The following is a 12394-nucleotide window of genomic DNA, read 5'->3' as shown; positions in this document are numbered from 1 at the left end:
CTTCTAATTTGCTTTTTATCTTTCAAATTAGCCTATGAATATAATTATATTATACTCACTTAAGGAAGAAATCATATATTTTTATTTCCAAATTTCTTCTGAAAGTTCTCTTACTAACTTTATCTTATTCCACTGTTCTTCTTCTGTTAGAACATTTCCCTCCTCAGTAGAGGCAAAACCACATTGTGGACTTAAGCAAACTTGGTTAATATCTACGTATTTTGTTGCTTCTCTAATTCTTTCTCTAACTTCTTCTTTATTTTCTAATATTCCTGTCTTAGAACTTATTAACCCTAAAACTACTTGTTGATTTTTGATAAACCTTAATGGTGCAAAATCTCCTGCACGATCTGTATCATACTCTAGATAAAATCCATCTACATTTACAGTTCCAAAAAGAATTTCTGCTACTGGTTCATATCCACCAGATCCTGCCCATGTTGAATTATAATTTCCACGGCAAACATGCATTGTAATAACCAAATCTTCAGGATGCTCTTCAATTGCTAAGTTGTTTACCTTTGCGTATAGTTTAGCAATATCATTTGTATCTACGCCTTCTTGTTGTCTAGCTTCCCAATATTTTTTATCACAAAGCATACCCCAAGTACAATCGTCAAGTTGAAGATTTCTGCAACCTTCATTATAGAATGCTTTAATAGCTTTTTTATAAGCATTTGCAATATCTAAAATTAACTCATCTATGTTTTTATAAATAGATTCTGTAATCTCCTTATTTTCACCACGTTGAAGTTCTGCAAGAAATTGTGCCGGTGCTGGAATAGTCTGTCTAGCGACTACATCATCTCCCGAGATACTCTTTAAAAATTTATAATGTTCAACCATCGGATGATTACTAAAATCTATTTTTCCTGTTAATGCGGCTGTTTCTGCTCTAGTTTCTAGTCCGTTAAATTTATAGCCTGTTTCTAGTACACGTTTTTCTACCCCATCTAATCCCCACATAAAATCAAGATGCCACCATGAGCGCCTAAATTCTCCATCTGTTACTGCTTTAAGCCCAAGTTCCTTTTGTTTTTTCACTAATTTTATTATTTCTTCATCTTCTATTCTTTTTAATTCATTACTTGAAATCTCTTGATTTTGAAATTTAGCACGCGCCTCTTTAATAACCTCTGGTCGTAAAAAACTTCCTACAATATCAGCCCTAAATGGTGCAACACTTCTTTGTTTTGCATTTTTAAATTCTATACTCATTTTTTTAATCCCCCTTAATTGCCTTGCTTTATTCTTGAAATCAGTATAGCATGTTTAACCCCAAGTAAGGTAACTTCAAAAAACTATTACTGGCTATAATATTTTCCTATAACAAACAAATTCACTTTTAAAAGGCAAACTTATAAACTAGCCCTTATGACAATCTATAACTTCCAAATTTCATTAGCTGTTTCAATAACGAGTTTAATTTTCTCCCATTGTTCTTCTTCGGTAATTATATTTCCTTCTTCTGTTGATGCAAAACCACACTGTGGACTTAAGCAAAGTTTATTAATATCTACATATTGAGAAGCTTCTGCAATACGATTTTTTAATTGCTCTTTACTTTCAAGGCCTCCATGCTTTGTTGTCACAAGTCCCAATACAACAAACTGATCATTTATAAATCTTAGCGGCTTAAAATCTCCGCATCTTTCACTATCATATTCAAGAAAGAATCCATCCACCTTAGCATTAGAAAATAATTCTTCTGCAATAGGTTCATATCCACCTGATGCAAATCCTATTGAATGTAGATTTCCACGGCAAACATGCAAAGTTATAATCATATCTTCTGGTTTTTCTTTGACACTCTCATTTATCAATCTTACATAATTCTTTGAAAGAGCTTCTGGGTTAATTCCCTGACTCCTAAAATAACTTCTGTGTCTTTCACTACATAGGGTTCCCCATGCAGTATCATCAAACTGCAAATAACGACAGCCTGCATCGTAAAACTCCTTTATTGCATATTTGTAAACACTAATGATATCTTCCATAAGCTCTTCATCACTACTATATACATTATTTTTATTGTGACTTTGAACAAAATGAAAGAGAGATGGTGATGGAATAGTAAATTTAGCAATATTTTGATCTTTAACAATGCTATTTAAATACTTAAAATGCTCTAACATTGGATGCTTATTAAATCTTATCTTATCGACAATTTGAAAGCTTTCAGCCTTTGTTCTAGATCCCTGAACACTACCTCCTTGATTTAATGTTATTTTCTTTGTACCTTCTATTCCAACAAAAAAATCAAGATGCCACCAAGATCTCCTAAACTCTCCATCAGTAACAGCTATTAATCCTATTTCTTTTTCCTTTTCTATAAGCTTCCTTATTTCTATATCTTCAATACTTCTCAGCTCTTCAGCATTTATCTCCCCACTATTATATTGTTTCCGTGCAATCTTAATTTCATCAGTTCTAAGAAAACTTCCAACTATATCATATCGAAAAGGTGGACTATTTCTCTTTGTACCTATAATCTCATTACTCATATTTTCCTCCATTTAAACTGCTATAACAGATAATAATTTAAGTCTAAATAATTTGTTGAAATAATTTCGTTTAGAATCTCAATGTAGCGCATTGTTATTTTATTAAGCTTAATATCCTTATGGGCTATCCATCCAACTGTGAAAATTTCATCACATTCTATTGGTATTGCTTTAAGTTTGCTTTCATCAAAATCAGAGTCTATAAATCCTGTTCCAATTGTATAACTATCTGTACTGGTTAATAAAGTTGAAAGTGTTGCTCTATCAATAACTTTAATACTTTTAGGCACATTAGCCATATTCATCATTTCTTCTGAAAAATTAAATGAATTGTTAATTCCCTGTTCAAATGTTATATAAGTAAATTCTAACATCTCATTAGTAGTAACACTTTCTTTGGTAGAAAGAGGATGATTATTACTTATGATTATATGTGGGTTTGCATTAAAAAGTGGAGTGAATTTCAAATTACTATCACTAAAAATTCTATTCATGACCTTAGAGTTTACTTCGTTAATATATAAAATCCCAACATCACTACGAAGAGTTTTTACATCTTCTATTATTTCATATGTCTTTGTTTCTCTTAAATTAAACTCATACTGATTTGTTTCAATTTCTTTTAAGAGTTTTGTAAATGCATTTACAACAAAAGCATAATGCTGAGTTGACACAGAGAAATGCATAATCTTTTCTCTTCTTCCATGATAGCGGTCCTCAATAAATTCAGCTTGTTCACTTATTTGGCGAGCATACCCTAAGAATTCAATTCCATCTGAAGAAATGCTAATTCCTCTATTTGTCCTCTCAAATATTACAATTCCTAGTTCACTCTCAAGTTCTCTTATTGAATTAGATAGACTTGGCTGGGATATAAATAATTTTTTAGCTGCCTCGTTTATTGACCCGTACCTTGCAATTTCAAGAGCATATTTTAATTGTTGCAAAGTCAATGTTTTTCCCCCTTTCAGCTAAAATCCTTTATTTGATATTATAATCTAGATTTTATCATTTATAAATATCTATGATTTTCTTTACACAAAAAAAGACCGCTTAGTTTTAAGCAGCCTTTCTATTAAGTATATTATTTATTTAATTGTTCTAATAATTCTTCTAAATTTATTCCATGAACTTTAACTGCATCTTCAATTGTTTCAGCTTGTGCAGATGGGCATCCAACACATCCCATTCCGAAGCTCATTAAAATTTGTGGTGCATTTTCCTTTATACGAATTATTTCTCCTATTGTTAAATCCTTAGTTATCATGTTGACATTCTCCTCTCATATATCTTAATAAATTATCTTTTAAGTTTTTATTGTTTATCTTTAATCTTATTATAATGTTTATTCCATATTACTTCCGTAACTGATGTTACAAATTAATTTTTATATTTCTTTACTGAGTATTGAAGATATCAACATAATTATCCTTATATAACTGATTTATAATTTTTTAAAGAAGAATATTCAATAGTTCTTCTGTATCCTTAACTATATATTCTGCTCTGGCTTGGGTTAGTTCAATAACATCTCCAAAACCATAAAGAACTCCCACTGATTTTATATTATTTTCTTTTGCGCCGATAATATCATGTTCTCTGTCTCCTACCATGATAACCTTTGATAAGTCTGTAATATTAGCCTCTTGTAAAGCATATTTTATTACATCCCCTTTATTTACTCTTGTTTCTTCAAAATCTGCTCCAGCTGCAAAATCAAAATATTTATCGATTTTAAAGTATTGTAAAATTTGCCTTGCATACACTTCTGGTTTTGATGTAGCAAGTACAATTTTTTTATTATTTTTCTTAAGCACCTCTAGAAGTTCTGGTATTCCATCATACAACTTATTTTCATAGATACCTTTTTCAGCAAAATATTCTCTGTATTTTACCAATCCAAGCTGTGCTTTTTCCTCATCGAAGTTATAATATTCTTTAAACGAATCCTTTAAAGGTGGTCCAATAAATTTGTTTAATTCTTTAAGGTCATCAACTAAAATTCCAAAAGACTTTAAAGCATATTGAACTGATTTAGTTATTCCTTCGCCAGAATCAGTAAGTGTTCCATCTAAATCAAATAATATATATTCAAAATTGTTATTCAAGTAAAAATTCCTCCTTGTTTATCACTCTTAAATCACTTCAATAAATTATAACATATTTAGAAAATTATACGACACCTGAATAATTTAATTAATAAAAATTATATATTAATATTTTTGTTTTAATTGGTAATACTATTTTTAAGGTTGTTTAATACCTAAAAAATACAATAATAGTTTATGGAGGAATTTTAAATGAAAAGATTTGTTTGTACTATTTGTGGTTATATCCATGAAGGTGACACCCCACCAGACGTTTGTCCTATCTGTAAAGCAGGTGCTGACAAATTCAAAGAAATGACTGACTCATTAAATTTTGCTGATGAACATAGAATCGGTGTTGCTGGCGGTCTTAATGATGAATTATTAGAAGGTTTAAGAGCTAATTTCATAGGTGAATGTACTGAAGTCGGAATGTACTTAGCAATGTCCCGTCAAGCTGACCGTGAAGGTTATCCTGAAGTAGGTGAAGCATATAAAAGAATTGCTTATGAAGAAGCGGAACATGCTGCTAAATTCGCAGAACTTTTAGGGGAAGTTGTTGTTCCTGATACTAAATCTAATTTAAGTGCTAGAGTTGAAGCTGAATATGGTGCTTGCGAAGGTAAAAAGAAACTTGCAACCTTAGCTAAGGAGCATAATTTAGATGCTATACATGATACTGTTCATGAAATGTGTAAAGATGAAGCAAGACATGGTAAAGCATTTAAAGGCTTACTTGATAGATACTTTAGCAAATAATATTATAACTAGATTAAGATTTAACTTAAAGGAGTGTGTTTTTTATGGAAAAAATTAATTGTGAAGTAAATAATTGTTCACACAACCATAGTGGAGTTTGCTATTCAAATAGAGTTGATATTGGTGGAATGTCTGCAAGTAGTGAAAGAGGAACTTGCTGTGGTTCATTTTTACAAGAATCTCATTATAGTGACTTAACTAATAATACTAATTCTCAAGGAAAATGCGATGCTCTAACTTGCAACGTTGAAACATGTAATCATAACACTAACAAACTTTGTAGCCTAGATTCTATACAAGTAGCAGGTAATGGAGCCCAATTATATACTGAAACTAAATGTGCTAGTTACGATTCTAGAGAATAATTAGAATATATGATTAAGTGTTCTATATTCTAATATTCCTAACAATAGGTATTCTGAAGAATATTTAAATATCTATTCTTCAGAATACCCATATATAATTTTAGACAGTTTATTTACATATAAAAACCAGTTCGATGATATTATATATTTTTTAGATTTCCTTTCCCATCATTATCATATTCTCAAAAGTTTTGAATCCATGCTTCTTATAAAAACCTTCTGTTTCATTAGTTTTAAGTGTCAGCAAAATCACTCTATCTATCCCCTTAGCTTTTAATCTTGTTATAAATTCACTCAGCAACTTTGAACCTATACCTGCACCTTTAATTTTAGGTTCTACACAAAGTTCTTTAATTTGAAAAAGTACTGCATCATAATAATATTCAATGCTTCCAAGTATCATTCCCACTAATTTTTCCCCATCAAATGCAACCAGTCCATTAACCCCTTCGCAATTTATCATCTGAGATATGCGTTTAGATGCACTTTCAATAGTCCATTTGTCATTCCACGGTTCACAATTAAAAGCATTTACATAAACTTCTGAAATTTCTCTAATAATTTCTCTATCTAAATTTTTATATTCTATCATTTTATTACCCCTTATTTTGTATTACAGGTATAAGCTATTTAAAAATTCTGTTCCTGATTTTGTTTTAAAGTATTTATTTTTTATACTTTCAATTTGAGGAGTTTTTATTTCATCTTCATAAATATTAACTAAAAAATCAGCTTCTATTAATATTTGATAGTCAATGCCATCAATTTTGCTATATGTATGATGATGCCCAATCAAATAGCATACTCTTTCAATAAATTCTTCACTAAAATTAAATTTTGAAAGCATTTCCTTTGCAACAGGAGGCCCTTCAAGTTCTTGATAATTTCCAGCAGAAGAATTATATTTTTCTTCACTAACTTTTATTCCTATATCATGCATTACTGCAGCTACTTCTAAAATTTCCTGAGTCTTCTTATCTATATTTTCGAGTTCCCCTATAGATTTAGCAAAAGAAAATACCTTTAAAAAGTGATTAACCCTTCTCGGATCTTTTGCATAGTATTGTATCATTTCATTTATTATAGTACTAATTTTTTCATTCATAATTACATTTTAGTCTGCAGCATACTTTAATAGTATACCCAGAGCTAATCCACCTTCCTTCTTAATAATATATCTTATTTAATTATTATACTAATTCATGAGATATATTAATATAGCTTTTATATTAATTCTTATACTTATAAGACTTATCTTTTGAAACCACCAGCCTCTTCGTTAAATATTATTATAACTAGCTTTAACTTCATATTTTCTCTACCTATATATAAACTGCGCACATAAAAGATTATAAACTCACGTATTAACACTGGAAGCCTTTATAATTTTTTTGTACAAAAAAGTAACAACCACCCATTTGCTGAACAGTTGCTACTGTAATTTCCATATATTATATAATTTTAAAGTTCCTGATTTCCTATTGATAACCCGACTAAGACCTGAACTTATGCATATAACTCGCCGAAATGAATAACATACTTTTGTTCCAGTTTCTAGCTGGGATATATTTCATAGTATAAATCCAACTTATAATTGACTTATTTATATAGTTAAACAATTTAAGAATTTCATTTATACTTTGCATTAAATGCCATACTAGAAAGCAGAAACATTTTTATGAAACAGGCATTGAAAATGAGCTGTTAAAAGCCCTTATTTGTAGGTTGTTCCATTAATGCTTGTCACAATGAAATTGGGAGCAAGCATTAGTGGTGAAACCTGCAATTTAGTGCTTTCAGTGAAATTTTCATAGTCCTGTGAAATAACAATGTTTCTACTTTCGGTGGATAATTTCATAAAGTCTAAGTTATATATTGTTTATCTATATATGATATACAATTGATTCAAATGGTCTTAAATTTAACTCTTTATTTAATACACTACTATCTTTATAATTTGATATTAATATTTTACTCTTAGCACTTTTATTTGCATATTCATCAGGAACCTCTACTTTTGTACTTTCTCCATAAAAATTATTTATGACAAGTACTGTAGCGTCGCCTAAATTTCTTACATATGAAAGTACTTTATTATTTTCTTCAAGAATAAACTTTATACTTCCATTTGAAATCACTTCATAATCTTTTCTCAACCTTATTAGCTTTTGATAATGATAGAAAATCGAATCTTCATCCTTTAATGCTTGTTCAACATTTATTCTTTTATATTCACTGCTAACAGGTATCCATGGTTCACCTTTAGTAAATCCAGCATTTTCACTATCATCCCATTGTACTGGGGTTCTAGAATTATCACGAGATTTTGCTTTTAAAATCTGTAATATCTCTTCTTCAGATTTTCCTTGCTCTTTTAAAATATTATAATAATTTATAGATTCTACATCTCTATACTTCTCTATGCTATCGAAATAAGGGTTTGTCATTCCAATCTCTTCACCTTGATACACATATGGAGTCCCCCTCATCATGTGTATTGTAGTTGCCAGCATTTTAGCACTTTCTTTTAAATATTCTTTATCATTTCCAAACCGAGAAACTATTCTAGGCTGATCATGATTACACCAAAACAGAGCATTCCACCCATTTTGAATTTCTTCTTGCCAAGTTTTAAATAACGCCTTCAACTTCATAAAGTCAAAATCCATAACAGTCCATTTATCGCCTTTATAGTAATCAACCTTTAAATGATGGAAATTAAATACCATTGATAATTCTTTTTCTTCTGGATTAGAATATCTTATACAATTCTCAAGAGAAGTTGATGACATTTCTCCTACAGTTACAATATCTTCATATTCTCCATAGGTATTTTCATTAAGTTCGTGGAGATAGTCATGAATTTTAGGACCATCTGTATAGAATCTTCTTCCATCACCTTCTGTATCACTTTCAAACTTTTCTGGTTTTGAAATTAAATTTATAACATCAAATCTTAGCCCTTTGACACCCTTTTTAAGCCAAAAGTTAACAACACCATAAATCTCATTTCTAACTTCTTCATTATCCCAATTCAAATCTGCCTGAGTTCTATCAAAAAGATGTAGGTAATATTCATCAAACTTTTCTACATATTCCCATGCATTTCCACCAAATTTAGATTCCCAATTTGTAGGTGGTGTATCTTTTTCTGATTCCTTAAATATATAGAAATCTTTATATTTTCTATCTCCGCTTATAGCTTTTTTGAACCATTCATGTTCTGTTGATGTATGATTAAGTACCATATCAAGCATTACATATATATCTCTTTTTTCTGCTTCTTGTACTAATTTTTCAAAATCTTCTAATGTACCAAAGCTTGGGTCAATATTATAATAATCAGAGATATCATATCCGTTATCTACTTGAGGAGAAGGATAAAAAGGAGTAAGCCATATATAATCTATACCTAAATTTTTTAAATAATCTAATTTTTCTATTACTCCGTTTAAATCTCCAATTCCATCACCGTTTGTATCATAAAATGATTTAGGATATATTTGATAAATAGTACTTTTCTTAAAATCCTTCATAATTTCTTCCTTCCTATCCTAGCTTATTGCTTTCTTTTTCCCTACAATTACTGTAAGAACAAATGGTACTACTACTGCTACAAGCATTGCTAATGCAAATATCATCATGAACGCTGGTTTTATTGATAATATACCTGGAAGTCCTCCAACACCGATTGAGTTTGCCATTACGCCACTTCCAACTGAAATTATAGCTGCTATTGCTGATCCTGCCATTCCACAGAAGAATGGGAATCCATGTTTTAAGTTAACACCAAACATTGCTGGTTCAGTTACACCAAGATAAGCTGAAATGCAAGCTGGTACATTAACTTCTTGAGCTTCTTGATTCTTTCTTTGTAAATATATCATAGCTAAAACTGCTGAACCTTGTGCAATATTAGATAATGCTATCATTGGCCAAAGTGATGTTCCTCCAAATTGTGCCATTAATTGAAGATCTATTGCATTTGTCATGTGGTGAAGTCCTGTAATAACAAGTGGTGCATAAAGGAATCCAAAGATTGCTGCAAAAATCATTCCAAATGAAGATGTTAATCCACCATATACTACTTTTGAAATCGCTGCACCAATTGCCCAACCTATAGGTCCTATAACAATATGAGCTATCAAAACAGCTGGTACTAAAGCAAAGAATGGTACAACTATCATTGATATTGATGCTGGACTTATCTTTCTTGCGCCTCTTTCAAGAAATACTAATGCAAAACCTGCAAGTATAGCTGGTATAACTTGTGCTTGATATCCAATCATGTTTACATGTGCAAATCCAAAATCCCAGAAAGGTATTTTATCAGCTGGTGTACTTGCCACTGCATATGCATTTAAAAGTTGTGGTGAAACTAATGTAATACCTAAAACTATACCAAGAATTTGGGTTGTCCCCATTTTCTTTGTAATTGACCATGTAATACCTACTGGTAGGAAGTGGAATATAGCTTCTCCAATTAACCATAAGAAACTGTTTGTCCCAGCCCAGAACTGAGATACTTCAACTAAAGATTTTGTTCCGCCTTCTAATAATTTCATATCTCCAATAACATTTCTAAATCCTAAAATCAAACCTCCAACGATGATTGCTGGAATAAGTGGTGAAAATATTTCTGCTATATTTGCCATAAGCTTTTGTATAAAAGTCATATTGTTTTTAGCAACATCTTTTACTGCATCTTTGCTTACTCCATCTATTCCTGAAACTGCTATAAAGTCATTATAAAATGTTGATACTTCATTCCCAATTATAACTTGGAACTGTCCTGCTTGTGTAAATGTCCCTTTAACGCTTTTTAATTTTTCAATTTCACTTACGCCAGCTTTACTTGGATCGTTTAATACAAATCTCATTCTAGTAACACAATGTGTAACTGCTGAGATGTTTTCTTTTCCACCAACTAGCTTTAATAGTTCTTTTGCATCATTTTGAAATTTCCCCATCATTAAAACCTCCAATTTGATTTTTATTACTTTAAAGAATAAGTTCATGAATATTAATACAATTTTGTTTTGTATTAGTCCAATTGAACAATTACTTAATAAATTTTATATTAAACCTAACATTTAAATGTTTACAATATCATAATAATCTATTTTAAACATATAGTCAATAATATTTTTAATATTTGTTTAAACAAATTTCTTGAAAATGTTTAATATTCAGTATCCAAGCCATCTTATGGCATAAAACAAATTTAAAATATGTTTAAACATATTTTAAATTTGTTCAAATAACTTATTCAAATTTTAGATTTTCCACCCTTTTACTGACTCATCAAATCAAATTTAAATTTACAAATCTACTAAAGGTTCAAATTCATATCTTTACTAGAAATCATAAATATTTTGATTACGAAAAGCTATGAAAATATCGCTGGAGGTTCTAAGCAGCAGGTTGTATCCACCTTAGCATGCTCCAACTTTCAGTTTGACAAGCTAAAATGGAACAACCTACAGCTAAGAACCTTTAACAGCTCATTTTCAAGTTGTTTGTCTATATAGTGCAAATTTTTTAGGTGTTGGAGTAACTTACATTATCATACATTAATAAATTGCACCAAGTAATTTATCACCTTATTATTTTAATTATTTAGTTAACTTATTAAAAAAAATAAAGTATAATATATTCATTAAAACCTATAGATAACACAATCATAAATTATAATTAGACTATGGAATACCTCACAACCAGAAATGAGTAATAAACTTTTGTAACCACAAGGGTCATAATATGGAATGTTTCATTTCGGCGAGGTATACGCATAAGTATAGATTATGGTTGAGTTACCTATGGTATAAATATTTTATATGTGCTCCAATGATAAATCTGCATTTAAAATTCTAGTTTGATAAACGCTCAATTAAGTATAAGATGTAGAAATCCAATTGCAGCATATATACCCCAAGATAACTTAAGGGAGTGTTAACTTTGCCTAATGTAAAATTCAAAGATATATATCACATATTAAAAAGCAATATAGATAGTGGTAAGTACGATAATTCTATGATGCTTCCCACCGAAATGGAGCTAGTTGATAAATTTGAATGTAGTAGAAATACTGTTAGAAGAGCAATTAGTGAATTGAGTAAAGATGGATATGTTAAAAGCGTTAAAGGTAAGGGCGTAATCATACTAGAAAGCAGAGAATCAATAGAACTTCCTATTGGAAATCTACTCGGCTTGCAAGAATTACATACAAAAAAGAAATTCACTACTAGTGTTGTTCATTTCTCAAAAATAACTATAGATGAATCCTTATCAAGAATAACTGCTTTAAAATTAGATACTGAAGTATATCACCTTCATAGAATAAGATTCTATGATAATGAACCAATTATCCTTGATGTAAATTATTTTAGTGCTGATGTAGCAAAAGATTTGACTATAGAAATTGCTCAAAATTCCGTGTATGAATATATTGAAAAAGATTTAAATACAAAAATTCTTGCTTCAAAAAAGATTATTGTTGTTGAACATGCAACAGAATTAGATAAAAGATTTTTAGATTTAGGTACATATGATTGTGTTGCTGTCGTAAAAACATATGCTTATACTGATTCAGGTAAACTTTTTGAGTATACAGAATCTCGTCATAGACCAGATAAATTTGTATTTGTTGAATCATCATCTTTAAGAAAAAATATTTAAT

At 30.0% G+C, this 12394-nt stretch carries 12 protein-coding genes; 3 read left to right on the top strand and 9 right to left on the bottom strand.

Annotation, left to right across the window (positions count from 1 at the left end):
* Positions 1–81: 81 nt before the first annotated feature.
* From F3K33_RS11925 to F3K33_RS11905, 5 genes are all read right to left on the bottom strand, one after another.
* Positions 82–1218, bottom strand: coding sequence for a 5-methyltetrahydropteroyltriglutamate--homocysteine S-methyltransferase (locus F3K33_RS11925; protein WP_039773892.1), 1137 nt, complete (start codon positions 1216–1218; stop codon positions 82–84).
* Between the two features lie 164 nt (positions 1219–1382).
* Positions 1383–2504 (bottom strand): 5-methyltetrahydropteroyltriglutamate--homocysteine S-methyltransferase, encoded by a 1122-nt coding sequence (locus F3K33_RS11920; RefSeq protein ID WP_039773893.1) that lies wholly within the window; start codon positions 2502–2504, stop codon positions 1383–1385.
* 20 nt (positions 2505–2524) lie between these two features.
* Positions 2525–3457, bottom strand: coding sequence for a LysR family transcriptional regulator (locus F3K33_RS11915; RefSeq protein ID WP_023976622.1), 933 nt, complete (start codon positions 3455–3457; stop codon positions 2525–2527).
* A 131-nt stretch (positions 3458–3588) separates the two neighbouring features.
* Positions 3589–3771 carry a DUF1858 domain-containing protein gene (locus tag F3K33_RS11910; RefSeq protein ID WP_012058543.1) on the bottom strand — a complete coding sequence of 61 codons (183 nt, stop codon included), beginning with the start codon at positions 3769–3771 and terminating at the stop codon, positions 3589–3591.
* Between the two features lie 187 nt (positions 3772–3958).
* Positions 3959–4612 (bottom strand): HAD family hydrolase, encoded by a 654-nt coding sequence (locus tag F3K33_RS11905; RefSeq protein WP_012058542.1) that lies wholly within the window; start codon positions 4610–4612, stop codon positions 3959–3961.
* Positions 4613–4804: 192 nt separating this feature from the next.
* On the opposite strand from F3K33_RS11905, the gene F3K33_RS11900 reads away from it, so the two are divergent.
* Together F3K33_RS11900 and F3K33_RS11895 are read left to right on the top strand one after the other, a co-directional pair.
* Positions 4805–5350 (top strand): NADH peroxidase, encoded by a 546-nt coding sequence (locus F3K33_RS11900; protein WP_023976625.1) that lies wholly within the window; start codon positions 4805–4807, stop codon positions 5348–5350.
* Between the two features lie 44 nt (positions 5351–5394).
* Positions 5395–5715, top strand: a complete 321-nt coding sequence (locus tag F3K33_RS11895) for a DUF1540 domain-containing protein (protein WP_023976626.1) — start codon at positions 5395–5397, stop codon at positions 5713–5715.
* Between the two features lie 151 nt (positions 5716–5866).
* Here F3K33_RS11895 and F3K33_RS11890 read toward each other — a convergent pair whose 3' ends face one another.
* The 4 genes from F3K33_RS11890 to treP all read right to left on the bottom strand — a co-directional run bounded on the left by F3K33_RS11890 (position 5867) and on the right by treP (position 10685).
* Positions 5867–6307 (bottom strand): GNAT family N-acetyltransferase, encoded by a 441-nt coding sequence (locus F3K33_RS11890; RefSeq protein WP_039773252.1) that lies wholly within the window; start codon positions 6305–6307, stop codon positions 5867–5869.
* A 21-nt stretch (positions 6308–6328) separates the two neighbouring features.
* Complete coding sequence (locus tag F3K33_RS11885) at positions 6329–6820, bottom strand: HD domain-containing protein (protein WP_039773251.1); 492 nt, start codon at positions 6818–6820, stop codon at positions 6329–6331.
* A gap of 778 nt (positions 6821–7598) precedes the next feature.
* Positions 7599–9251, bottom strand: coding sequence for an alpha,alpha-phosphotrehalase (gene treC, locus F3K33_RS11880; RefSeq protein WP_039773250.1), 1653 nt, complete (start codon positions 9249–9251; stop codon positions 7599–7601).
* Between the two features lie 18 nt (positions 9252–9269).
* On the bottom strand, positions 9270–10685 hold the full coding sequence (gene treP, locus F3K33_RS11875; protein WP_023976630.1) for a PTS system trehalose-specific EIIBC component: 1416 nt from the start codon (positions 10683–10685) through the stop codon (positions 9270–9272).
* Between the two features lie 988 nt (positions 10686–11673).
* On the opposite strand from treP, the gene F3K33_RS11870 reads away from it, so the two are divergent.
* Positions 11674–12393, top strand: coding sequence for a UTRA domain-containing protein (locus F3K33_RS11870; protein ID WP_012058535.1), 720 nt, complete (start codon positions 11674–11676; stop codon positions 12391–12393).
* The last annotated feature ends 1 nt before the right edge of the window (position 12394 follow it).

It is taken from the genome of Clostridium beijerinckii (assembly GCF_008705175.1).
Taxonomy (GTDB): Bacteria; Bacillota; Clostridia; order Clostridiales; family Clostridiaceae; genus Clostridium; species Clostridium beijerinckii.
The sequence above is the reverse complement of the archived record's forward strand: the minus strand, read 5'-3'. Positions and strand labels throughout refer to the sequence as shown.